This window comes from Rhizobium sp. FG96, from assembly GCF_057808655.1.
In genome coordinates this window covers 43,029-67,423 of the sequence record NZ_JBMDIL010000017.1, presented here as the reverse complement: position 1 = coordinate 67,423, position 24,395 = coordinate 43,029, and the positions used below count along the sequence as shown (strand labels likewise).

Genomic DNA, 24,395 nt, shown 5'->3' with positions numbered 1-24,395 from the left:
CATGCCTATTTCGGATCCTGGGGCACCGCGCTGACGAGGGCGCCGACTTCGCCTCCGTCCGTACCGAGCCCGCCTGTCTGCAGGATATAACCGGCAGTCGCCTTGATGCCCGGGCCCGTATTATTGACCCGGTCACCGACCATGGCGATCCCGTGCCAATGTCCGCCCTTGTTCCAATCGACGGCACGCAGGCAGTGGGCAAGGTCCTCCGACCAGTCGTCTCTTTCGTCTTTGATAAGGGCCGCAGCAGCGGTGGCGATCGCCTGCCAGCCGAGACCAAAGGCGAACACGTATCCTGGCGCGCCTTTGGCCTCGTCCCCTTCCCGCAACTCGCGCGCCGACACTTTGCCGCTCATCAGAAGATCCCATTCCGGGATGTTATCGATGATGACTTCCCAGACGTCCCGCAGCTTTTCTGCGACGGCGCCAACACGATCATCGGCTGGATCAATCTGTCGGAGCTCGGTGATCTCGCCTTCATCCTTGTATTTCGCACCGTAGAACGCTTCGAGAAGGATGTGGTGGGCCTGAACCAGTGTCCCCATCGTGATGACGTCGGGAGATTTCTTCGCAAGCGAATTCGAGAGTTCATTCACGCGCTTTTCGAACAGCGGCACATCCTTCATGATCCGCTTCGTGATGATCACGATCGGGTCTCGGCTTTCGAAAGCGTAGCCGATCGACTGTGAGACAGGCTTTGCGTTCAGGTTGAGATCGCTGAAATGCTGACGCAATTTCTCTTTGTCGACATAAGGCAGGAGGACAACCGGAACTTCCTGTGGCGTCATCCTGCTACGGTCCTGCTTCAATGCTTCAATGATAGCGGCAGCGCGGTGCTGCCCGTCGGCTGGAAACATATCGACACTTTCGTCGATCTCAAGCGTACCGATCTTGCTGTCTGCTGCAATCGGGATGAATTTGAAATCTGAGCCTTCCTTGAGCCGACTACCACTTGCGGGCACGAGGATCAGCGCGAGCGATGAGAAGAATGCATCATCGCTGTTGAGGAGATAAGGGACGATCTCGTTGATCACACGCGCCTTGGCAAGCTTGCGCTGCGCCTCCTGCCCGCCTTTTCCGCCGAACACGTCGTCCCAGTCGCTATTTTCCGGAAGTTTGACGTATTTCGATATCGCTGAAAACGACAGGCTGCCCAGCCAGTAGTCCGTTGAGAGCGTCCTTCCCTTGACCACAGGAATCTGGATTGCCATTGGTACCTGAGTTCCTTTCACGAGGATACATTCTGCGGGCCGAGACCAGTGTGGAGCTGCTCTCGGCCTTTCTCGTTGCGCACCGTACTCCTGCCGCACCGCACGTTCAGGCAGCCGACTGACCGAATAATTTCATGACGATCGGCAGATCGACCACACCTCGGGTTCATCTCCGAGTTGCCCTGGTCGATCTGTAATTCTGATCGGTACATCTGTCAAACAGGCCTTCTCCAATATACCAAGCCCGCGAAGAAACATACTGGCCTAGCTTAGCAATATACCCGCTCTAGTTGGCATGTGAAATGCATTCCGGCCCGATTGTTTTAATAAAACCAATTGCTTGCGCTCGGCTTCGAAGCTCGTCATCGTTCGCCTTGATGTTCGAGTCGCAAGCACGGGTTGAATATGGCGAAGGGTTTTAGCGCGTCGACGATCAAGTCGTGGTTCCAGTATCGCTGTGAGAGAAAAGTCAGGTATGAGCTTTCCTCCGATGTCGAATTGGCAGCGATTCCGATCGCCCGCGACGTGCGAGAACAGCGGTGGGCGATCCTTGGAAACCAGTTCGAAGACCGCGTCGTCAAAAGACTTGCGCGAGAATCTAAGGTTTTGCGGCCCGCGGCCGGCGATAACGCCCTCAGTGAAGTTTTGACCGGCACTTTTCTCCGGGGTAAGCGCCAGGAAGTCTACGCTGCGCAAATGAACCTTCGACCGAGCGGGCCTGTACGTTTCCTCGATGGGACCGGGCTTTACCTCAATCGCAATCTTGCAGATCTGGTCCGTCGATCGGCCTCCACCACTGAGCCAGGTCACCACGAATTAACGATCATCGACGTTAAGGCGACCCGCCGCGCCACCCCCTTCCACAAGACGCAGGTCGCCTTTTACGCGCGGGTTCTGAAGGCGCTTCTCGATGAGATGAAGATTTCGGACACGTCGATCAGCAAAACGGGTGAGATCTGGCGGATCAAGGATGACAGTCCCGCGGATTCCGATGAGTGGCAGGTCGATGAGTTTGCTCTCGACCCCTATGTCCGCCTTGTTGATGACTTTTGCGCGAAACGTCTGCCGGAAATCGCTTCAAAGCAGGTCGGCGCCGGCTTGGATCACACCCAATTCCATGTCTATTTCAAATGCGAGCAATGTAATTTTCTGGAGCACTGTCGCTCTGCAATCGACGACCGCAACCCGCCATTCTCTCGGGACGTTTCAGCGGTTGCGGGGTTAACCCACGAAGCCAAGCGGTCTCTTCAAAACCTCGGCGTAAAGTCGGTCGGTCAACTTGCGACCGCAAAGGGTCTTGCTCAGGCACCCGGCATCAGCTGGTCACTCTCCAGGCGGGCCGGATTGCTTGTCAACCGAGCGACAGCGCTGGCGGAAGGGACAACCCTTCGTACGGAGGAGCAAAATACCTACCTGATGCCACCTCGCATCGATGCGGCTTTGCTAATTTCAGTCGATCATGATCCCGTCGACGAGCGAATTGCAGCCATTGGTTATAGACGTGTCGACAACGGTGCCGTGAAAACAGACCTCGTCAAGGTTGTTCGGTCCGGAAACTCGGTTGATGAGATCGCTGCGCTGGTGGAAGTGCTGGCGGCCTTGATCGGCGACCTCACGGCGATTGACGCTCACAATATAGCCGTCGAGGGCGACGATCAGCAGTCGATCTACGCCCATATCCTCTTTTTCGAACCCTCCGAGGTGATCAACCTTCAAGCGGCAATTGGACGCCACCTTGACGATGAAAGGATCAGATCGGGGCTGCTCCATCTCGTGCGCCTGTTCCCGCCCGACCATCTTGTTCCCGAGCCGGAGTTGCGGGGAGTCCACCATCTTCCAGCCACAGCGCTCAGGTCCGTCATCGAGCAATTGTGGGCCGTGCCTGTCAGCGTCGCATACGATCTTCGTCAGGTCTCCCAGGCGATACTCGGCACCGCCGATCCGCGCGCCTACAGTCCCGCACCCCAGTTTGAGCGCCCCTTCTCATCGCTCTTGTCGATCGACGTCATTCGCGACTTGCGCGAGAACGGTGAAATCAGAACCTCCTTTGACGATGTGCGCCGGGACGTCTCCGACAGACTGTCTGCCATACAGGCTTTGACGGACTGGATATTGCTTGAAAACCGAAAAGCGGCCTCGAGCGGGAAGGCTCTGCTGCGCCTGGCTAAAAAGCCCTTTCGGTTCCAGGCTACCTTCGACCCTTTGAACGCTGTCGACTTGGACGTTCTGCTTGCCTGCGAACTTCTCGAAAACCGCGCCGGGATGCTCGACGCGTTGATCAACCTCGCCAAGCCGGCCGAGCGGCGCCGCGACACCGGAAAGTGCTTCGCCAACCTCTACTTTCGCGATTCTCAAAAGCGCGGCGGCAAGGTCTTTATGCAATTTTCGGTGCCGATCGAAAGCCAAAGTGCGGAACTGAATGCTGGCGAATTTGGACTGATCCTCACCGACGACGACCCCGATAACCGGCTCAATCCCGCTCTCTGGCCGGCATTTGCATGCCGCATCAGACAACAGGCGAACACTGCAGCACCTGACCCCCATGTCCTTCACTTGGAGATGGATCGCGCGGTGTTCGAAGGCCCGATGTTTCAGGGCGTCATGCAGCGCCACGGGCGAAACAATTGGTTCGTCGACAAGGCATTTTTCGACGTCAACACCGATCGGGCAGCACGCTTTCTCAGCTATCTCGCCGCAGGAGATACCAAGTGAATATCCGTAGCCAAACGCTGTCATTCCTGCGCGATCCAGCTTCGTTTGCCCAAGGGGCAGACGACCCGGACATATGGCTGTCTGGACTGACGGATTTTGCGGTACCAAATCTCGCGAAAGAGCGCCAACATCCTCTGCGCCCGGCGCAAGTCGCCGCGTGGCAGGGCCTCGCATCGACCAGAACCGGCCTCATTCTCGGCCCTCCGGGGACAGGCAAGACGCATCTCTTGAGCTGGCTGATACTCGGATACATCCATTCGAGAAGGGCGGCGGGTCTACGTGCAAGGGTGCTGGTGACCGCCTTCACGCGCAACGCTATCGGCAATGTCATCGATGCAGTAGCCAGAAGCACCGCTGAGCACTGCCCGGCAAGCGTCGACGTCCGCTATTTCGGAAATGGCCCTGCCAGCGGACTTCGATCCGATGTGCAGCACCGCAAGATCATCAGCAACGATACTGTCGCCAGTGCCCTTGACGATCTCGCTGAAGATGCGTTCGTACTGGGCGCGTCGGTTTGGACGGTAAATCGACTTCTTGGCGCGTCGAAGAACGGCGACGGTTTCACCTCCGACACGTTCGATCTCGTCTGTATTGACGAAGCCTCACAGATGGTTCTGTCCCACGGGCTGATGGCGACAGCGGGGCTCCGCGTCGGCGGCCGACTGATCGTTGCGGGGGACGACCGCCAGCTCCCGCCGATCCGTTCGGGGCGTGAGATAAAGATGGGACAACGTGAACTGGGAGGATCCCTCTACGGCTTCCTGAAGTCGGCTGCGGTGCCAGAGTTCGCGCTCGACGAGACTTTCCGGCTCAACCAACCACTTGCCCACTATCCGGAAACGAAATTCTATCCAGGTTCCTACCGATCGGCTGTTCCCGAGAGCCGCCTTCAATTTGCACCCGGCTGGAAAGATGGTTTGCAGGATTGGGAAGTTGCGGCACTCGATCCGGACTATCCGGTCGTCGTGATACTGCACGATGGTCCAACCGCAGCCACCAGCAATCCCTTTGAAGCCAGCCTGGTATCGAGACTGGCTGAGAAATTTGCAGAACGCGTTGCGGCAAAGGAGCAGACGGGTGGCTTGCCTGCCGACTTTTGGTCAGAGCGATTGGCCATCGTCAGTCCGCATCGCGCGCAAAATGCCGCCCTCCGCAACGGCTTGCCGATCGACTTGCGAGCCAATGCTTTCGTTGAGACCGTCGATCGCATTCAAGGCAAGGAACGGGATGCGATTTTCCTTTCCTATTGCGTTTCGGACCCCGAATTCGCTGTCGCCGAAGCTGACTTCATATTCGCCTCGGAGCGGCTCAATGTGGCGATCACACGAGCGCGCAAGAAACTGGTGATGCTCGTCGGACGACGCCTGCTCGATGCCATACCCACGGATCAAGAGCAGATGGACAAGGCGGAACTCCTGCGAGAATTCGCGATGAGTGCGCCTGTCCGGGGCTCGGCTCTCGTCGCGGACAATGCCGGTGCCAAGGTACCGATCGAAATCCGGTCATTCGGGTTCAAAAACAGTCCTGCAATCGAGCCCTTCGAGCCGATCGAAGATGACCAGGAGAACGAAGGAGATGCCCTGCCCGAGCATCTTAATCTTCTCTTTCGGGCCGTTGAGCAAGTCTCGCTGGTCGATCCACACGGAAGTGCTACTATTGCCAAGATCCAGCGGGCGCTGGCGCGCAAAGATGATGTCTTGCCCGGCCTCGCACAACTCCATGCCATGGGATATCTCGGCCTCGAGCACCGTCCCGGGTCATACGGCCACTTCTGGCGCGCCAAGCCATTCGAGAAGCGTCGAAAGGTCTTTGATGTCGAGATAGACACTGTCCGCCGGACCCTCAAGGATGTCATCGCTCGCAATACCAGCGGCAGTACGTTCGCCTTCTACGACAAGGTGCGAAAGCCATACGCATGGATGGACGGAGCCGGATCTGACCTATTGAAGCCACAGATCGATCGGCTTCACGCCGAGGGACTTGTTGCATGGCGTGTAAGCGGCACAACGAGGTTGCTGGAGTGGAACGACAAAACGTCTGAGCAAAATTCGACGCCACTGGAAGAACCGCCGAGACTCGACGACAGCGACTTCGAGATCCTCAACGCCTTGGAAGACATCGAGGCCAATCGGATCAACTTTGGCGTCTTTGAGGGGTGGACGTCTGCGGCAGGACTTGCGGACACCACCGGCCGGTCTCGATTGGAGGTCGCCGCGGCATTGCCGAAACTGGCCGCCAATGGCTGGTTGATGATGGCCGGTGAAGGCAGAATACGCTCGCGTATGGCAGAACTTGCCCGCGAGATCCGCTACGTCAAACAGCGTTTCGAAAATGATGACGCGGACGAAAGGCCATTCCTAGTCCGCAGTCTCAAAGTGGAACTGCGTGACCGGGACAAGCCGGAGCGCAACGTCTCGCTCAAAAAAACGATCGACGCCCTCAAGCCTGACGTCACCGCGGCACACGTAAAGTCTCTCGATGCACTATTTGGCATGCTGGAAGAACTCTGGGGGGTGGATCCGCAGATCGCAGGATTTCAGGCCAGGAGCCTTGGGACGATCACGCGTGCATGGAATACGGGCAGCACAACTGCTTTGGCGATTGCAGCTGATACAGGTTCGGGCAAAACAGAGGCAGCGATCTTGCCGCTAATCGCTGGCGCGTCTGCGGATTACCTGTCGGGCAAGCGCGGCGTGCGCGCGATTCTCGCTTATCCTCGTGTTCGTCTGGCGACAAATCAGGCCCAGCGCATTGCTGGCTATCTGGCGAAGTTCAACACTCAAATGGGCATGCCGGTTCTGACGCTCGGTGTGCAGATTGCGCAAGTCCCTCGGTCCTTTGCAAATCTGCGCGACCACGATGTGAATGCAGGTTGGCAGACACTTGGTACCAACGAATTCAGCTTCCCGCTGTTCAATTGTCCCCGCTGCTCGTCAGATTTGACGCTGAAGGTCGACGCCGGCCGGGCGGACGCCGATCGCATTGCATGCACCTCCTGCGACTGGGCATTCGACGGATGGATTGGCTCTAAGGATAAACTGCAGCGCACGCCGCCGGCATTTTTCCTTCCAACAACAGACTCGCTTCATCAATGGATGCACGATCCTGGATACGGACGCATCTTTGGCGACGATCCGGGCTGGCTTTCGCCGAAAATCCTCGTCGCTGACGAGATCCATCTCTATTCGCACATTCACGGTGCCCAGGTCGGCTACACATTTCAGCGCCTTGCGGCTCGGATTGGCGTGAACAATCCTCACGATCCGATGCTGATGATCGGAATGAGTGCCACTCTCGGCAGTCCGGGTGCGGCATGGGCAAAACTGATCGGTGCATCGAAAGCGGCGGACCTGCTGTCACCGGAAGCGAAGGAAAAGCAGCGAAACCCCAAAGGCCGGGAGTACTTCTATTTCATCCAGCCCGAAGTGGAATCGAGAGGAAAGGACATCGCCGGAGCCTCGACCTCCATTCAGTCCATCATGTGCCTGGGGCATGGAATGCGTCGAAGGACAGGCAAGGCTGGCGGCTTCCGCAGCCTTGTCTTCCTGGATTCCATCGACAAGGTTCGACGGTTACATGCCGCCTATCAAGATGCGGAAAATAAAGCGCTGGCAAAGTTACGAATTGCAGACTTCCCCGATGATCCCGTGACTGGCAACGAGCGCTCGGTCTGCTGCGGTGAACCGCATGGGTGTGACGCATTTCGAAACGGCGAATGCTGGTATTTTGCAGCCAATGATCAGGCACAAATCTCGGCCGGCGGCCGAAAGGTTCCCGGCAGCCCTCTGACGGTTGCCAATCAACCTGTATTCTCCGGCGCGACTGGGCGGATAGAAACGCTCATCCGTTCTTCCGATATCGTTTTTACCACCTCGTCCTTGGAAGTCGGCTATGACGATCCGGAAATCTCGATGGTTTATCAGCATTACTCACCCGCTAATCTTGCGAGCTTTGTTCAGCGCAAGGGGCGCGGCGGCCGTGGTGCAGACGATCGTCCCACGACCGCGGTGACGCTCTCGATCTACTCAAACCGAGACACGTGGTGGTTCCAGAAGCCGCGCGAGATGATCGAGCCGATTGGTTTTGAAACGCCGATGAATCCCGGGAACTATTTTGTCCGGCGGGGGCATGTCCTTTCGGCAACCCTGGACGCGCTATCGCGCTACCAGCGCACACATCGGGTCGCCATCAACTATTGGAACCCGCCGGCGGCGGCTATGGAAGCGGCGGAATTGTTCGTCGAAGCGATTTTCGGTGAAAAGGCTTGGCGTCAATTTGAAAGGGAATCCCTTTCATCGCTATGGAGCGCGGCGACGGCAAACACCACCGGGGGCGATCCCAACGACGATGCAAGGGTCTTGCGAACACGGTGCGATTGGATACCCGACCTCCTGTTCGATACCATCAATCTGCCACGGATCATCGTAGAAGTCGCCGGTAAGGACGACCGGCCGGAGGATGTCACGATCGGCCTCGCCACGCTCGCACCTGGGAATGCGTCGAGGCGATATGACGGCACGGATGTGGTGTGGATCCCCCCGGCGAATGGAAACGAGCCTTGGTTCGCGCCAGATGACTATCAGGCGGGCTATCAAAAGAGGCCCTTCGGCGACGATGCCAATGCGTGGTTGCAAAGGCTTCCCGACGATGCGAGCCACCTCCTCAAGGATCTTGTCCCCGATTACTTCAGGCCGGGCCGCGTGACGGCTCAAAGGCTCGGGCAGATGTTTGGGGCGGCGTGGCAGTCCGACTGGAGCATTAACGGGGCAACTGCCCGGATGACGCCCGCGGGAACGGACAAGCCACAGCGTATTCGACATGATTCACGCAGCACCTTACGCGGGTTCCCGATCATCAAGAAACAGGACGCCGCAGCAACCGCGATAGATCCCGGCCCGCTTGGTCCTTGGATCGACCAGGTCGAGTACTACAAGGGCGATGGCATGGGAGGGCAGACAACCGGACTTGCGCTTGCCAAAGTCTATTGGGGTGCCGATGCCGAAGCGAAGTTGGAGGATTCCCGTCTCGAGCCGGTCACCTTCACCCAGACGTTCACGGCGCCCGGCGACAATCGGCCAATGCTGCATGGCTACCATGTGCAGACGGAAGGGGTCAGCCTTCGTCTGAACGCCGCAATGCTTGACCGGGTGGTTGATGCTGAACTCGCCGACCTCGACCAGGATGAGCAACTCAAACGATGGCGATCGGGCCAGATGCTTCGCTTCTTGATCGAGAGCAAGGCGACGTTTGCCGGTGTCAACAGCTACGAGGCGATGCGAGGCGCCGAACTGATCGTCAGCGCCGCTGCAGATCCAGACCTGCGTCGCAAGATTACCCGGTTGCGCACATTCTGGGGTGAGAAGGCCCTTTATGAACTGTTCGAAGAAACGCGGTCATCGCTTCTTTCGCAACATCCGCTTCTGACAGTGGCCCGCACCGAGGCGGTCGCAAAATCGCTCTCCGATCAGCGGTTTCAGAAAATCTTCCAGGACGCCATCTCCTCGGTTTCGGATCAGGGCAGCTTCCGGCGTTACCTGAAGAGTGCGCTCATTCACAGCTTGGCCAATCGGATCAAGGCCTCCTTCTCTCAATTCGGTGGCGGTGACGAGAGGCGTGTTATCGCCCACGCACGCCTGCCAATCCAATTCAAGGATTCAGAGGATCTGGAGATCACAGTCTGCGAAGCCGGCGCTTTTGGCGATGGTACGGCGCGCGCTTTCGTCGCCAATTTTGCCGCGTTTCAGAACGACTGGGTCGAGGGGCTCGGCCGGTGCCCCAACGCGGACGAAGACGCGATCTATCGCCGTTTCCTCGACAATCACGATCGCCATGCCTCTTGGCAGGACCTCGACCCGTACGATCCGGGGTCTCTTGCAGCAATATCCGCGACGCTTCAACTTGACGATAGACCCGTCCCGAGCCCAATCCTTCGGGTTCTCTACGGAACCGAAACAATCGGTGCCGAACGTTCCTCGCTGTATGAACTTTCGACTGCCGTGCAACAGGTCAATGCCGATTTTATCAGCCAATCACAACGTCGGCCAACCTTGTGGGAACTGGCCAGTTTCGCTGTGAAGCGGGCTCAGCAGGAGCCTGACGGGCATTTGGGCAAGCTTCTGGCGGCATATGGTGGTCTGGAAGACGCGGTCCTCGAGGAAGCTCTGAGCCCCGAGGGCAGGCTTACCGATCAGGTCGCCAGGTTGAACGGGACACTATGCTTTGATGGTTGCCGAGCCTGTGTGCATCAACCGAGCGACATGATGAGCGACAACATGGTCGCGTCGTCGACGAGCAGAACGATGCTAAAGCGATATCTCTGCACACAAGCCTGAGGCTTCACCCGATCGGACGCACTTCAAAGAGGTCAAGGGCATCATGCTCAGACAGCCATCGCAGGATGTCCGGCGTCACGGATCCAAGCTTGGCCTGATTTTGCGCAAGGGCAGACAAGAAGTTGTCGACCTCTTCATCGGACGTGAACGATGTCTTCTCCGATTCGAGCCGCGCACGCGTGTCGATGAGAGTTGCGATCACCTGCTTGAACTGGTCGGTCTGCGTTACATTCAGGCTCGTGTTCGCATCTTCTCCGAGCTTGACCATGCGTGCACCGAGCGTGCTGTCGTGATCAATCTTCGCGAGAAGTTGCCCAAGGGAGAGAAACGGCCGGTACTCCGCGGCTACTTCGGTGCGCCATCGTTGTTTCATGGCCGAAAAGGCGCCGCCAATGGCGGATTTGAGTTCGGGAAAGTCACGTTCGATCTGATGCAGGGTTGTTGCGTCGTTCGCCCCCTCGAGCAATGACGCCAGATGCCTGGCGCTGTCGCTCATGTCATTGATCTTCTCGGCGGCTTCCGGGACCTCACCGAAACCGATCATTTCGGCAATGTCGTAGGTGTCAGAAAGTCGATGAGCGGCAAGGGTTATGTCGTTCAATAGCGAAGCAACGCGCGTCAGGCTCTCGCCGAGCGACCGGCGTTCCAGGGCCTGGGGCAATTCAGGCAGAAGCGATTCCAGGTCGTCGAGGGCGTCAGTCATTGAGTTTTCCATGATCGCTTAGGACTTGCGTCACGATACGACCGACATCGTGGACCTGCGCGAGAGAGGAGGACCCGCGGCCATCGTTGATGCAGTCTTTGACATGTCCCAGCAACTGGCCTGTGGTCTGCTCGCCTGTTTTTGCGGCGTCCAGAAAGATGCCCAGATCCTTTGACGGCGCGAGACTGAGTTGCTCGAGGCCGAGGCCCGATCCCATGTCTCGCAGTTCGGCCACGAGCAGGATAAAGTCCTCGACAGTTTGGTCGGCTTTTTGCTCTATCCGAGCGGTCGCCTTGCCGAATTCATTTTTCCACGCAGTGATACTTTCAGGATTCGCGCGCGGTAAGTAGCTGGAAACCGACGACATGACTGCGTCAACTCTTCCCAAATGCGCCTCAATGGTCCTGCCCCGCAGCAGATCCTGGAGGCTGGAAGCGCGAGATTCCAGTTGCTGGCGTTCAATTCTGACGATTTGGCCCATGCTGTGCTTGAAGTGGGATGCAATCTCTTGAGCGGCATCGAACTCCGATACACCGGTTTCTCCGGTGCTCGATGGCGGATCATCAAATCTTTGCGTATCACGAAGGCGTCTGATGGCGCCGGCAACGCGTGAGACATCCGCCAGTCCGAACCCGGCAGCGGCACCTTGCGGCAGCGAAATCATCGCCCTCAGGGCATCCCGAAAGGTCGCGTGGTAACCTTTTGTCCTGTTGAGGAACTCTTGCCAAGGGGCCGAACGTGTCGTCGGGTCACTTTCATTCGGGGGTTCGTCGGACAGAATGCCTTGCAACTGCTTGAAATGCGGATCGTTCGGGCTCACGGTTCCTCGAAGCCACGCCCTGGCGACCAACAATTGCGTGATCAGGGGAACAGGGCTCCATCGGGAACCGTCTGCCTTTCCTAAGCGGCGATCTGCATAGTCGGAAAGAAGACCTTCAAGTCTGGTCGTGAGGACGGCCAGAGAATGGCGATGAAAGGCGATATCGTTGACGGACATCGTGCCATTCAGTTGCAAGCTTACAACAGCCTCGAGACCACGCCAGAGCCATTCTTGCCTCGGGATGGTCAAATACCCGCGCTGCGAAGGCCCGGTGCCCTCAATTTTCACCTGCTGCTCGGTCAGGATTCGTCTTTTCGAATAGGGATCGAGCCCTACGCGACGCGGGTCAAGCTGAGACAGGATGTCGAAGAGGGCCGAGTTGTAGACTGAGGGATTTTGCGGTTGACTGCTGGTTTCCCAATTTCGGATCTCATCGAGGCGGGTTTGCAGATCGGACTTGGCAATCAACCTCCTCGCCGACGGTGGCGCAGGCGTGCGTGTTTGCGTCGACGATGCAGCGAGTGGGGTTGTTCGAACGGCCGGAGGTCTTGGCGGCGTAGGTTCGTGGAGCTCATCGTCACGCACGGGAGGAACCGACACGACAGGCTTCGACGACGGCGCCGGCTGTTCTGGTTGGGCACCCTCTTCTGTTCCTACCCACGGCAATCCGAAGGCATCAAACAGGGATCTAGGCACCCCGGCGAAAGACAGGCTACCGGACATATCGGTCACCGTGTCGGCGCGCTCCTTGTCTCCCCAGTAGGAAACTATTCGACGGACCCTTGCGAAGTCTGCGGGCTGCTCGGAAAGCTGATTTGTCAGGACGGCGGTGACGCGACGACCGAGATTGCGACTTTCGGCTACCAACGCCGCATTTTCCGTGAGGATAGTGGGAAAGGAGCCATCATTGATGGCTTTGACTTGCAGCAGATTGGGGCTGAGGACTGCCTGGAGGACACCGCGAGGCGTCTTCCAGGTCATGCCATTGTCGTTGTCGTTCAGCGCTTCGAAGAAGTGATCCAACGCTTTTTCCGTGAACGGATAAAGGCCAACCCCCGCGGATGTACCGAAAGTCGCATGGCATCGCTCTCTGACCTCGCAATGGTCGCAACGGTTCGGCGGCGTCGCATTTCTGTCCTGCCATAGGTCTTTGCGCCATTTGGCTAACGCATCAGGACCTGCCCGGACAGCAGAGAGATACCGCGAGACGAACCTGAAACGATCATCACCGTTTCTTAGGGTTGCGACATCCTGCAGTTCGCCGTCCTGCTGCGCGGCCCCGAGATTGATTTCGTGCGTGATTCGGGCGCGATAGTTGCCATGCAGCTTCCTGTAATATCCAGGCGTAACGCCGACAACGGAGATGAGGGGGCACATATCTGACGCACCGTCTGCCATTCTCGTTTCGGCGTTCGTGACGAGAACATCGATCAGGCTGTCATCAATTCCTTCCCAACTGGTGATATCCTCAAGCAGAAGAACAAGCCTTTGTCCACGCGCGGCGAGAGCGACGCGGATCTGACGAAACAGAGTTTTCAATCCCTCCGCCGAAACGCCGAGGAGGTTCTGAACCGCATCATTTCGGCGTCGATTAAGGGCCCCTACAAGCTTCATGGTTGTAGGGATCTTGGCGGCCTGCTCGGCCGCGATTTCATCGGCGGTCCAGCGAGACTCGCGCAATTCGGTGATATACAGTCCTTCTTCGATCAGTTTGCGCGCCAGCCGTTCGGTCGGGCCGGTGACACCGCTGTTGAAGACAGCCCCGCAATGACTTGCCAATTCTTCGATATCAAAGACATTGAAACTGGCCGACTGCGAATTGCGCTCTGAGCCTTCGTCATCGCCTTTGCCTTCCATGAGGCCAAGGATGCGCGCGGGTCCCTGCCAATGGCGCTTGATGGCCGGTGAATCAATGAGCTCACCGGGAAGAACGGTGCGACACCATTCGACGTCGTCGAGGGGCGGATCGAAGTGATCCGGGTGCAGCGCATTGGCAAGGTTGCTCAGGAGCAGGTTTGCCCGACCCTTGTCTGTGGCGCGAAGCCGCCTGCCCATTTTGTCGAACAGATCCTGGAATTCTGCCGGCAAGCGTTCACGCATCTGCCGAAGGGCACCTTCGAGGCTGCCGTCGGCACGCTGCAGCAAGAGCTTGACGTCATTGCTCTCCGGCCACTTCACGGATAGCCAGCGGATCAGGTGGGATTTCCCTGATCCAGGCTCGCCCTGCACGACGCAGAACGCGTGCTTGCGCGCGCTGTCGGACAGGACGTCCAAGAGAGCGGCCTCGTCGCGGCCATTGATCTCGCCGCCATGGCTTCCCGAAACATCGAAGTCGGTGATCGGCGAGTGAGTCGCGAGGAAGATACCCTCATGACCTTCCAAGGCCTCGTTGCTGATAATGGCGGTCGCGTCTTCGACCCGCCAGCACGCCGTCATGGGAGCGTTCATGTCATGCACCTCCCTTTATTGAAACCGCGAAAAAGGCGCTGATCTTATGTGTGCTGTTGGGGTGCAGGCGATGGTTGGAGGAGATATCTCCGAGGACTTCCAACTCCAAGAGGCCTTCATCGTGCAAGTCCCGGAGAGCTTCTGAAAGTACTGGCGACAATTGGCGGGGGTCCTGCGAGAAATTGATACGCCGGGCGCTCTCCGAATACATTCGGCCGCCGTCGATGAAGGGCATTTTCTGTCTCAACAGGCTCAAGAACTCTTCCGCCGCGATCGAAACGTTGCGCTCAACCTGAAGTCTCGATATTTCGAGCCGCAACCTTCTGGACATGTCGATCTCATAGGAAGGGTTCGCAGAAATCTCCTCCATCAACCCCAGAAAGACGAGCCATCGGCGCCAGTACGGCACTTTGACGGAATTCATCCGTCGTTCGTCCTCGTCATCGGCGCCAGAAGGGAGCGCGGCGTCTGCGATGTCGGCAAGTTCTGAGTTTGTCATCTCCAAAATCCAACCCGACGTTTGCCGTTTGGCGGATTCGCACGCCACCCATGCAAAGAGCTCCAGCAGGACGGCGTCCTTCTCCTGCGAGGGCAGATTGATCAGTTGGTCATAGAGCCAATCCGCAAATTCGTCATAGGTCTCGGCGGTACAGGCCGGATTGAGATGCAACTCCTGTCCGACCAACGAGACAGCGCCCATGCTCGTCGCCGCGCTCAGGACCTGGCTAAACGCGATTGGCTTTTCACTGATCGTCTGATCGTCCTTCAGATATTGCGGGTTAAGCCAGGCGGCTGCATCCGCCCGGGTGATCTTGCCCTCGTACTCCCGGAGAAGGGCAATCAGCGACCAAACCCGGTCCGATGTCCCCTGTGTCGACGACAACATGCTCATGCGATGGTTTCCAGTGTCGAAAAGTGCTCAAGCGCATCCTCCAAATAAGGAGCGTGAGAGGAGAGTGTCTGGTCCAAGCGACGCCCGTCGAGTTCGGTGCTCGGACTGGTAACAACGATGAAAGGGTCTGGAAGCCCGCCTTCCCCCTGCCATTGCTTGACTATCGCTAGCACGCGCGATGACAGCGGATCATGCGATCGCAACAAAACCGCCGTCGCGAGGCGTGGTAGCCGATACGGGTTTCGAACGACGCTGCTATGGGAGAAAACAAGGCCAATTCGCGCACCGGCCAAACACAATGCCTGCGCGCAGGCCGCGGATACCTCGTCGGGTGCCAAAACTTGTTCAATGCCGGTGGACACGAGGGTGTCGATGAGCGACGCCAAACCTCTTTCAAACAGCGGGTCTTTGGGGACGATCAGCGTTACGCCCGGCGGAAGTTTTGCAGGCTTGGCGGAACCGTCTTCGGGCCAGAAATCCGATTGAATCCGATGAGCGGCGGCAAGCGCGGGCCGCTCACCCCTTGCTCGACATCCGGGACAGCGACCACACGCTGATCCTTCGTTTACCGGTCGGTCTTGCAGAAGATCAAAGATATCGCGGAGCACGCAAGTTTTTTCCGCATTCCGCATGACGCGGGTAAACATGACCACTTCTCTGCCGGCACGGGCTTGCTCCGCATCTCGCAGCGCAAACGCACGGTCCCAGATTTCACCCAGATCATGCGCGAGAAGGCCTGGCTCCCGAATTTCAACGTCCCAGATGAAACGTGCAGGTTCCTGTGAGCATGAGATAACGTCAAGCGAGCGCGCACGCTGCAGGAGATTGAGAATGCTCATGTTCCAGCGACGATTGCGATCATTGGAAATCGTCAAGCCGAGCCGCATTGCATCGAGGTCGATCGAAATCCTGCGTTTGTCTGCAACCCAACGATTATTGGAACTCGACCGGATCATCGCCTCCCACCGCGGGGCAGCAACATCGCTTGTGATCCACGAACTGGTCGCGGTGGATCGAGCGTGGGTTACATCGTCCTTTACATTGTTTTTGTGCGCATCAGTAAATAGACAGACGGCAAGGCCTTGCCGTCCGTCACGGGCCGCACGACCGATCTCCTGATAATAACGGGCCGGACTATCCGGAAGGCAGGCATGCACGACCGATCGAACGTTTGACTTGTCGACGCCCATTCCGAAAGCCGATGTTGCAACGACCACATCGATTTTGTCTGCCGCCCAGTCCAGGACGATTTGGTTTCGCTCAAAATTAGAGGTTACTTCACCGCTGAAGAGCGCGATGCGCTGATAACCGCGGTCCTTCAGGCGACCGAAAAGTTCGGCTGCACTTAAGCGAAGATCGCGAGTTCCCCTTTCTTCCTCCCCCTCATCACCGGCGAGTGTCGTGTAGACGATGAGCGGGCGCGGGGCCCTGTCCAGGACAAAGTCGAGAGCCTGCAAGCGAGCCTCCGCGTCGTCATAGCCCTCAATGACGATATCGAACTCCGAACGAGGTGAGGCCCCATCTACTTCTGCCCATCCTCGCGCCGACGAATAGGAAGTTCGAAGAATGTCGCGTGCTGAAGGCGGCAAAGTCGCAGACAGGAGGACGCATCGCAGATCCTCATTTCGCGACCTCAACTCTTCAACGAGACCCGGAAGGCGCTGGAAATCGGGGCGGAACGTTCGCCCCCAGCTCTCTATGATATGAGCTTCATCGATAAATATGGCTGAGAGATGTGCTTGAAGCGACCCGAGCTTTTCGTCGGGGTCGGTCGCGGCCTCGACCAAATGATCTCGAATGGATCCGAGTGCGATCTCCGGCGAAATAAGCAGAACCGGCACCTCGCCGCGCCGGAATGCATCAACCAGATCGGCTCGGGCAGCCGCTTCCATCCCACCGACAAGAGCGCGGCTTCCTGTCAGACTTGGTATCAGCGAAAGCGTCCGCTCATGGTCCATCGCCAGCGAAACAGTCGGCGTGATAACGACAACGCAAGACCCCGGGTGTTCTTCCCTCATCCGGGCGGCGTATAATTGGAAGAGCAGGCTCTTTCCGGAGCCTGTCGGCAAGCATACCATCAAGGATGCGCCTCTGGGCATCGTGACGAGGGAGTGAACCGCAGCCTTCTGCCCTTCGGATCGATAATCGGAATACTGCGTGTGCCTGAGCAAGAGTGCGTCCGGCGGCAGGTGTTCTTGATATCGGCGAAGCGAGACGTCGAGGTCTTGGGCGGCCCAAAATCCCTTCGGCACCCGACCGTCCCGCTCGTCGAGCAGGCGAACAGATGTATCGGTCACCGCAAGACCGAACCGGCTCAATGAGTTGAGAATTTCCTCCGTGATCTGCAACGGCAATTCCGCTCGCTCCATCCGACCGCCTTTGAAGCGGACGATCGAGCGAACAAGCGCGAGCCTGTCTGCCGTCGTGACAGCCTCGGCGAGACAATCAATCAAGCGCGCTGTTTGCGAAGTCAGCCATTCGCGGCCGTCTAGAGCACCCTCCAGTAACATGCTTCAGACACCACCTCGGGCTTTAACCTCGGTACGGAAAGTTAAAAGGTCCGAAGAAATTCGAGACCCCTTCGGATCATTCTCCTGGGTGGAAAGTAGACCGCGTGAATACACACTCTCCCTACGCGCCATCTGGATCATGTTATCTCCCCCTGCAAATCATCTACAACCACTGTTGTCACAACCTTGGATTTTCTCAAGCGAAACGCTGGCCAACTCGCCACAATAAACGAAACTGAATTCGTTATCGTGAAAATAGTCTGCAGGGGGACCTCGCCAGAATGGCTTCCGATAGCCGTTCTGAGGAACAACTGGCCGTAGATTGCCTCACGGCTGAATAGGTCAGAGCTTTCAGTCACCTCCGGCTAGATCGAAACCTCGGATCTCTTCCCAGATCATCTGCAACACGATCGGTATCTTTGGCACAGCAATTTCCTCGGGCGTAGTACGTCAATTCAAATAATCCCCCACGCCCGAAATCTCCCCCTCCCCGTCATCTCCCTGAGGCCGAGTTCCGACACGATCCGCCGCGCCGCCTGCGGCGTAACCTCCAGAGTCTTCGCCACCATCCCCGCCGACACCAACGGCTTCGCCATGACGAGCTCGACCAGTTCCGGCAGCTTTGAAGACGTGCGCCGCCCCTCCAGCTTCCGCTCGAACAGGGTGCGCGCCAAAGACAGCCGGTCATGCTCTTTCATGCCGATCTCCGCGGCCGCCAGAAGACCATGGGCGATACCGAGCAGTCTCGTCTCCCGGTCGCGATGCCGGCGCTGATCGACCGGAATGTTTTTCAGGCCGAGATTGATGGCGGCCAGATGAGCGCTGGTGGTGATGTCGGCTTGTCGCAGGATCGAGGCAGCAAGCAGCCGGCCGAGCCAGGGAGCGTGCTGAAGGATGGACAGTTCGTTCCAGGCATCGAGGGCGATGATCGCCTGCAGCGCGGCTGGCAGGTTTTCGACCTGGCGCAGCACGCCACGCCATTCGTCGAGCCGGGCATCTTCATCCCAGTCGAGATCATATATCATCGGATCTTTATCTTGGACGCTACCGCGACCAGGTCGCTTTGCGTTTTCGATTGCCGCCTCCGATCGGGCGAGCACCGAATCGATGGCGGCATAGTCGACACCTGCGAGGCCTTCGTCACCGTCAGCATCCTCCGCCCCCTCCCCTATCGGCTCGACAGCGACAGGCCGCTTGGCGCCGCCTCGCCTCTCACCATCGTCGTCGCTGACCGACGTCACATCCGCGGTTTGCCTGAGCGTGCGAAGCCCGTCTGAAGACAGCGCCCAACCGGCCGGCTGCGCGGCGATCCGTCGACGCGTGCGCAAAACGTCTCGGGCGATGGTCAGCTCGTGGGTGGGTGTGCGAATATCTTTCGTGGCGTCGTGGAGAACGAGATCCTCGAGATGGACGAGCTCGCCGTCGATCCACAGCGAGGCGCAGGCGTCGGCGAAGTGGCACCGTTCGATCCAGCCCTGCCCGACCGGCGAACGGGCGATGCGTTCATCCAAACGCGCGAGGGCGACGGCCGCCTCAAAAGCCGGCCGCATTAAGGCATTCATGCCGATTTTAGCTAGATTGTAAGACATTGAAATCATGGTAAATGATTTGCTAAACGAACTCTATCTGAAAATTAGAGTTCCTCACTACTGACGGTTGCCTGTTGGGCTTGTCACTTCCAATAAGTAACCCTTATCAAAAGTGATGCGTACAGCCTGCTTGTACGCCTTGCCAATTGAGCTATAATAGCGGTCATCTCAGCTTTCGGAGGCCGTCCATGCCGCAGTCGACCTACAAGATCAGCGAGGCGCGCAAGAATTTCGCCGAGGTGCTCGAACGCGCCAATCAGGGCGAGGAAATCATCATCATGCGCGGCAACGAAATCTATGCCCGGATCGGCCCCGCCGATGGCGGCAAGCGACCGTTTGGCCTGTTGCGTCATCGCCAACTTCCCGACGACCTGTTCGACGACGTCGATGCCGAACAGGCGGCGATCGACGCCGGCGACTTCACCGAAGAAACCGGCATCTGGCAGGGCGAGTCCAGCGATCCTAAGAACCGCTCATGAAAGTGCTGCTCGACAGCCATGCCGTCTACTGGTGGACGATCGGCAGCGATCGGCTCTCGGCGACCGCCCGTTCGCTGATCGAGGACAAGGCCAACACGATCCTCGTCAGCGCCGTCTCCTTCTACGAACTCGACAACAAGATGCGGCTGAAGAAGCTCGACCTGAAACCGCAGGAACTGCGCGCCGCGGTGACCGCCAGCGGCCTGCAGACTCTTGCCATCAGCGATCTGCATGCCGAACTCGCCGCTGCCTTCGATTGGGAGCATCGCGACCCCTGGGACCGGATTCTGGCGGCCCAGGCGCGGCTCGAGCATTGCGCTTTCGTCTCCACCGATCTGGTATTCGATGCAGTGCTGCACGAACGTGTCTGGTAGAGGACGTTGAACATGAAACTCCTGGTTGAGATTGACGAGGCCTCGGCACGGCTCGAGGAATTGATTGACCTGGCGGCAGGTCAGGATGAGATCCTGATCTGCCGCCACAGGCGGCCGATTGCTGCGCTGACATCGATTGCCGCCGGGGAAGGGACGATGGACGAGGTCCTGAGGCTGGCTGCCGAGGGACGCGCCACCGTGCCCGCTGATGCGACCTCCAACCACGATGATCTCCATGACGACCACGGCCTGCCCCGATGAACGTCGTCAATCGCTGCACTCACGGACGAGGAAGAGGGTGCCATGGATGACCGGGTGAGATTTGCGCTCGAAAAGCTCCTGAACGTCGCCCACGAGGACACCGGCCAAGGCCGGCGCGTCGCCAACTTCCTGCTTGCCTGGTGGAACGCCGACGTGCATGGCGGTTTCGATCTCACCGATCTTGCCAATGTCGATCCGCACATTGGTGCGGACATGGCGACGATCTTCACCTTTCTCGCCCGCGAGGAGGACATCGTCTACCCGTATGACTACCGGAGCGAGATCGAGCAGATCATCGCGCGGTGGCGGCCACAGAAGGAGCAGGCCTAATGGTCGCGCGGCCGGGTCAGCCGGCGGTGCCGCCGGCGGTCGAGCGCCGCGCAGAACAGCTCGATACGATCGCCGCGGTGCTGCCGATCGACCGGCGCGACAAGCTCGCCGAGTTATTGACCGACCAGGATGTCGAGACACTGCGGCATCTCGTCAACGAAGGCATGGGCGAAAACACGCTGCGCGCGCTGACCTCCGATCTTGCCTATCTGGAAGCCTGGTCGTTAGCCGCAACCGGATCTCCCCTGCCCTGGCCGGCGCCGGAGGCGCTGCTGCTGAAATTCGTGGTGCATCATCTTTGGAATCCGCGCCAGCGCGAGACCGATCCCGAGCACGGCATGCCGGCCGACGTCGAGCACGCGTTGCGGGATGGCGGCTTCCTCAGGTCCACCGGCCCGCATGCGCCGGACACGGTGCGGCGGCGGCTCGCGAACTGGTCGACGCTAACGAGATGGCGCGGCGCTCAAGGTGCTTTCGCCTCCCCTGCCCTGAAGTCGGCCGTTCGCCTCGCCGTCCGTGCCGTGCCGCGACAACGCCTTCGTAAGAGCGCCAAGGCGGTGACCGGCGACGTGCTGGCGAAGCTGCTGGCAACCTGCGGCGAACACAGTCTCCGCGATCTGCGCGATCGGGCGATCCTCATGGTCGCCTTCGCATCCGGCGGTCGTCGCCGCAGCGAAGTCGCCGGCCTCCGAAGAGAACAATTGACGATCGAAGCCCCGGTTGAGGCTGAGGATGGAAGCCTCCTCCCCTCTTTGTCGATTCACCTCGGTCGGACCAAGACCTCCGGCGCCGATCAGGACGAAGTCGTCTATTTGACCGGCCGACCGGTAGTCGCCCTGAACGCCTGGCTGGCGGCCGGCAAAATCGAAAGTGGCAGCGTGTTTCGGGCGATCGACCGCTGGGGCAATGTCAGCCGCCGGGCGCTCGATCCGAAGGCCGTCAACGACATCGTCAAGCAGCGGGTAAGGATGGCCGGGCTGGAGCCGGCGGAGTTTTCGGCGCACGGGCTGCGATCCGGGTACCTCACGGAGGCTGCGAACCGAGGCATTCCCCTACCCGAAGCGATGGAGCAGTCGCGGCATCGATCGGTCCAGCAGGCGTCGAGCTACTATAACAGTGCGGTACGGCGAAGTGGCAAGGCCGCCCGGATGCTCTGAAGACCGCGCTGGACGAAATTGAAGAGGATGGCGGATAGGGTATTCATCGGAGGGCTTGATTCGGATCCTCTACGTAGCGTAGCCCTTCCTCACACTCGAAACGTGCCGTCCAGGACATCAAATGGCCTCCTCAAACTTGCAACGGCTTGGACTGGCGAACCAAAGGCCCGTCGCTGAGAAGGTTGCCATCCTCGTCGGACCCAACGGCTCCGGCAAAAGCCGCTTTCTTCGCGAACTCGCGATCCAGATCCGTGGTGATCGGGATCTGGCAATCATTTCCAACACCGCCCATGATCGCTTTTCCGGCTTGCGTGGATTGAAGCGCATCACGGCCGGCAGAGGCAGCAGGTCTCCAAAGAGCATCGTCAAGCGCGCGATCGGAAGGACCATCGACCAACCGGACTCACGATTTTACCAGATCGGCGCGATCCTCGAATACTGCGGTTATCGGCCACGGTTCGGGTTCCTCGTCGATTCGGACCCGTACACGGCATATCTAGACCCAGCAGATTTCCTGTTCGATCCAAACGACTACGACGCAGTCGTCGCATTCTTGCGTCGGCATAACCCTGCCGAAATTCTCTGGATTCACCAAGGGGAATCGGCGTTGTCGTTTTCATTGGGTCGAGAATTCGGAGCTATCCTCCGAAGCGAGGATAGCCTTCGACGGCTTGGACGCATTCGCGGAATCCAGGTCTTTCTCGAAAGGCACGATGGCGAAGTCATTGAGCTACTGAATGCCAGTTCGGGTGAACTCGCACTGATTTCCTCCCTCGTGTTCTTGATCAGCTCCATCGGCCAGGAACCGGTTATCCTGATTGACGAGCCAGAGAACAGCCTACATCCCCGCTGGCAGCGGGAGTATCTCGAGAAGATCGTCGCGGCAGTCTTTTACCGCAACGCCACGATCGTCGTCGCGACCCACGCGCCTTTGATCGTCGTTGGTGCTCTTGGAGCCTTGCCCGATATTGTCTCTGTGTTTCAAGTTCAAGATGGCGAACCGTCCGTACTCGATCTGCAGGAGGCCAAGGACTCAGCAGCGAACGTGGAAGGCGTCCTTTGGCGCGCTTTTGATGTGATCACGCCAGCAAGCCATTTCGTGAGCGAGGAGATGGTAGGTGTCGTTGCGCGGGTAGAACGCGGTGAAATTACCCGCGACAGCGCGATTGCGCTCGTCAACGATATGGCGATCAAGAGCTTCGACGAAAAACAGCGGAAGTTTTTCAAAGCGGTTGAAGACTTGATGGAGTAGGTCGATGCACAGCGGCGCGGGGACAACAAGAGCGATGGTTGACCGCTATTTGCCGGCGCTTGACGATTTTCAGCTGAGTGTGGAGGAAGCTGCGGCGGTCGGGAAGGCCTTGGAAATAGAGAAGCCCTGGGACTGGAAGTCCGAGGACCAGAACGAACTGCAGGCGCTCAAAAGCGCGAAGGACAAGATCCTCGCCTATCACCTCGCGCGCCATGGCGGAAATTGCTGTTATTGCCGCCTGAACCTAAATGGTGCGGGCCCGTACATGACCGATCGCGAGCACATCCTTCCCAAGGGAAAGCCGGTCTACAAACCATTCAGCTATGCGATCTGGAATCTCGCGGCCGCGTGCAAGCGGTGCAACATGCAGTTCAAGCGTAGCGGAGACGGCTTTGTCGTAGACGCGGACGATTCAACCAAGTTTCAAGACAGCAATAACTATCGCTTTGTGCACCCAAATTTCGACGCCTACAGCGAGCACCTGATACGGCTCGAAGCGCAGGTTGACACCAAGAACATCGTTGTGTTCGTGAAGACGGCCGGGAGTGAGAAGGCAATCTACACCCATGACTTCTTCGCCTTGCATGAACTGCAGGTCGATAGTTTCGACAAAGCGCAGGGTCTTGAAGGGGAAAGCCCCGAGACGGACCTTGCTGCCAAGGTTCGTAGGCTTGCCAAGCAATTCGATCAGTAGCGGAATTTGGGTTGCATGGACCGCTTCACGTGGCTGGCTTTTCGCGGAAGTACGTGATCCGCGGATCATGAGATAAGAAACTCTCTTTCCAGAATCACGTTCGAAAAACGATTGTTTTTCAGTTGTTTAAGGCTGTGGTCAGCTGACCACTAAAAAAGATGCCCTCGGCGCCCTGTGCCCTGAGGGGCACGGCTGTGAGGCTGACTTCTTCAGGAAGCATCATCACCGCCCCCCATACCGCTGTCATCGCTGAAGGCGAAAGGGGCGCCATCGTCGCCTGGCAAGGGCAGATGGATCTACGAAACCTTTCAACAGCGGCGCCCTATTGGAGCGGCGCAGCCATCCCTGAACTCGGCCCAAGAGGTCGCGGACAGCCGCATGCGTTCCACCGCCGATCTCCGGCCAGATCGCACCGCCGGGTGCGCCGTCGAGCCCTTCCCGGCGCCGTGGTCCTCTCAATCCGCTGCTTCCAATTGGGCGCGCCGCCCCCTGTTCTCAACACAGCACACGCGTCCCACAGCCCCCAACCCAGAGAGCTGGAACGACCCTGCCCCCATAACATACGTTCATTTTCAGCTGCTTAGGACTGTGGTCAGCTGACCACCAAGAAAATTGCCCAGATGCTTTCTTG

General features: G+C 58.4%; 15 protein-coding genes. 9 read left to right on the top strand and 6 right to left on the bottom strand.

The window, feature by feature from the left end; genetic code table 11:
- Positions 1 to 5: 5 nt before the first annotated feature.
- Positions 6 to 1,211: a DNA sulfur modification protein DndB gene (locus ACODR6_RS27550; RefSeq protein ID WP_489025490.1), complete on the bottom strand. Its 1,206-nt coding sequence runs from the start codon at positions 1,209 to 1,211 to the stop codon at positions 6 to 8.
- Positions 1,212 to 1,616: 405 nt separating this feature from the next.
- On the opposite strand from ACODR6_RS27550, the gene ACODR6_RS27545 reads away from it, so the two are divergent.
- Together ACODR6_RS27545 and ACODR6_RS27540 are read left to right on the top strand one after the other, a co-directional pair.
- Positions 1,617 to 3,923 (top strand): hypothetical protein, encoded by a 2,307-nt coding sequence (locus ACODR6_RS27545; protein ID WP_489025488.1) that lies wholly within the window; start codon positions 1,617 to 1,619, stop codon positions 3,921 to 3,923.
- Entirely contained in the window at positions 3,920 to 10,255 is a 6,336-nt protein-coding gene (locus tag ACODR6_RS27540) for an AAA domain-containing protein (RefSeq protein WP_489025486.1), read from the top strand. The genes ACODR6_RS27545 and ACODR6_RS27540 overlap by 4 nt, the downstream gene beginning before the upstream one ends.
- A gap of 4 nt (positions 10,256 to 10,259) precedes the next feature.
- Here ACODR6_RS27540 and ACODR6_RS27535 read toward each other — a convergent pair whose 3' ends face one another.
- The 5 genes from ACODR6_RS27535 to ACODR6_RS27515 form a co-directional block, all read right to left on the bottom strand.
- Complete coding sequence (locus ACODR6_RS27535; protein WP_489025484.1) at positions 10,260 to 10,958, bottom strand: hypothetical protein; 699 nt, start codon at positions 10,956 to 10,958, stop codon at positions 10,260 to 10,262.
- Positions 10,951 to 14,226, bottom strand: coding sequence for a hypothetical protein (locus tag ACODR6_RS27530; RefSeq protein ID WP_489025483.1), 3,276 nt, complete (start codon positions 14,224 to 14,226; stop codon positions 10,951 to 10,953). Before ACODR6_RS27530 ends, ACODR6_RS27535 begins: the two co-directional genes overlap by 8 nt.
- 1 nt (position 14,227) lies before the next feature.
- A complete protein-coding gene (locus ACODR6_RS27525; RefSeq protein ID WP_489025481.1) occupies positions 14,228 to 15,118 on the bottom strand; it encodes a hypothetical protein in 891 nt (296 codons plus the stop codon).
- Positions 15,115 to 17,628: a DEAD/DEAH box helicase gene (locus ACODR6_RS27520; protein WP_489025480.1), complete on the bottom strand. Its 2,514-nt coding sequence runs from the start codon at positions 17,626 to 17,628 to the stop codon at positions 15,115 to 15,117. Before ACODR6_RS27520 ends, ACODR6_RS27525 begins: the two co-directional genes overlap by 4 nt.
- A 455-nt stretch (positions 17,629 to 18,083) precedes the next feature.
- Positions 18,084 to 19,226: an RHE_PE00001 family protein gene (locus ACODR6_RS27515; RefSeq protein ID WP_489025478.1), complete on the bottom strand. Its 1,143-nt coding sequence runs from the start codon at positions 19,224 to 19,226 to the stop codon at positions 18,084 to 18,086.
- Between the two features lie 179 nt (positions 19,227 to 19,405).
- Here ACODR6_RS27515 and ACODR6_RS27510 point away from each other — a divergent pair, with 179 nt between their 5' ends.
- The 7 genes from ACODR6_RS27510 (at position 19,406) to ACODR6_RS27480 (ending at position 23,764) form a co-directional block, all read left to right on the top strand.
- The gene (locus ACODR6_RS27510) at positions 19,406 to 19,696 is read left to right on the top strand and encodes a type II toxin-antitoxin system Phd/YefM family antitoxin (protein WP_142843345.1); all 291 of its coding nucleotides are present in this window, start codon (positions 19,406 to 19,408) and stop codon (positions 19,694 to 19,696) included.
- On the top strand, positions 19,693 to 20,070 hold the full coding sequence (locus tag ACODR6_RS27505; protein ID WP_142843344.1) for a type II toxin-antitoxin system VapC family toxin: 378 nt from the start codon (positions 19,693 to 19,695) through the stop codon (positions 20,068 to 20,070). The genes ACODR6_RS27510 and ACODR6_RS27505 overlap by 4 nt, the downstream gene beginning before the upstream one ends.
- A gap of 12 nt (positions 20,071 to 20,082) precedes the next feature.
- Positions 20,083 to 20,331, top strand: coding sequence for a type II toxin-antitoxin system Phd/YefM family antitoxin (locus ACODR6_RS27500; protein ID WP_142843343.1), 249 nt, complete (start codon positions 20,083 to 20,085; stop codon positions 20,329 to 20,331).
- 42 nt (positions 20,332 to 20,373) lie between these two features.
- On the top strand, positions 20,374 to 20,661 hold the full coding sequence (locus ACODR6_RS27495; RefSeq protein WP_142843342.1) for a DUF7673 family protein: 288 nt from the start codon (positions 20,374 to 20,376) through the stop codon (positions 20,659 to 20,661).
- Complete coding sequence (locus ACODR6_RS27490; protein WP_142913679.1) at positions 20,661 to 21,818, top strand: site-specific integrase; 1,158 nt, start codon at positions 20,661 to 20,663, stop codon at positions 21,816 to 21,818. The genes ACODR6_RS27495 and ACODR6_RS27490 overlap by 1 nt, the downstream gene beginning before the upstream one ends.
- A 121-nt stretch (positions 21,819 to 21,939) precedes the next feature.
- A complete protein-coding gene (locus tag ACODR6_RS27485) occupies positions 21,940 to 23,070 on the top strand; it encodes an AAA family ATPase (protein ID WP_142843341.1) in 1,131 nt (376 codons plus the stop codon).
- A gap of 4 nt (positions 23,071 to 23,074) precedes the next feature.
- Positions 23,075 to 23,764, top strand: a complete 690-nt coding sequence (locus ACODR6_RS27480; protein WP_237681480.1) for an HNH endonuclease — start codon at positions 23,075 to 23,077, stop codon at positions 23,762 to 23,764.
- The last annotated feature ends 631 nt before the right edge of the window (positions 23,765 to 24,395 follow it).

Excerpts from the sequence above, each read along its gene's own strand:
- ACODR6_RS27550 (WP_489025490.1), bottom strand. The coding sequence starts at position 1,211 with ATGGCAATCCAGATTCCTGTGGTCAAGGGAAGGACGCTCTCAACGGAC.
- ACODR6_RS27545 (WP_489025488.1), top strand. The coding sequence starts at position 1,617 with ATGGCGAAGGGTTTTAGCGCGTCGACGATCAAGTCGTGGTTCCAGTAT.
- ACODR6_RS27535 (WP_489025484.1), bottom strand. The coding sequence starts at position 10,958 with ATGACTGACGCCCTCGACGACCTGGAATCGCTTCTGCCTGAATTGCCC.
- ACODR6_RS27530 (WP_489025483.1), bottom strand. The coding sequence starts at position 14,226 with ATGAACGCTCCCATGACGGCGTGCTGGCGGGTCGAAGACGCGACCGCC.
- ACODR6_RS27525 (WP_489025481.1), bottom strand. The coding sequence starts at position 15,118 with ATGAGCATGTTGTCGTCGACACAGGGGACATCGGACCGGGTTTGGTCG.
- ACODR6_RS27520 (WP_489025480.1), bottom strand. The coding sequence starts at position 17,628 with ATGTTACTGGAGGGTGCTCTAGACGGCCGCGAATGGCTGACTTCGCAA.
- ACODR6_RS27515 (WP_489025478.1), bottom strand. The coding sequence starts at position 19,226 with ATGATTTCAATGTCTTACAATCTAGCTAAAATCGGCATGAATGCCTTA.
- ACODR6_RS27510 (WP_142843345.1), top strand. The coding sequence starts at position 19,406 with ATGCCGCAGTCGACCTACAAGATCAGCGAGGCGCGCAAGAATTTCGCC.
- ACODR6_RS27505 (WP_142843344.1), top strand. The coding sequence starts at position 19,693 with ATGAAAGTGCTGCTCGACAGCCATGCCGTCTACTGGTGGACGATCGGC.
- ACODR6_RS27500 (WP_142843343.1), top strand. The coding sequence starts at position 20,083 with ATGAAACTCCTGGTTGAGATTGACGAGGCCTCGGCACGGCTCGAGGAA.
- ACODR6_RS27495 (WP_142843342.1), top strand. The coding sequence starts at position 20,374 with ATGGATGACCGGGTGAGATTTGCGCTCGAAAAGCTCCTGAACGTCGCC.
- ACODR6_RS27490 (WP_142913679.1), top strand. The coding sequence starts at position 20,661 with ATGGTCGCGCGGCCGGGTCAGCCGGCGGTGCCGCCGGCGGTCGAGCGC.
- ACODR6_RS27485 (WP_142843341.1), top strand. The coding sequence starts at position 21,940 with ATGGCCTCCTCAAACTTGCAACGGCTTGGACTGGCGAACCAAAGGCCC.
- ACODR6_RS27480 (WP_237681480.1), top strand. The coding sequence starts at position 23,075 with ATGCACAGCGGCGCGGGGACAACAAGAGCGATGGTTGACCGCTATTTG.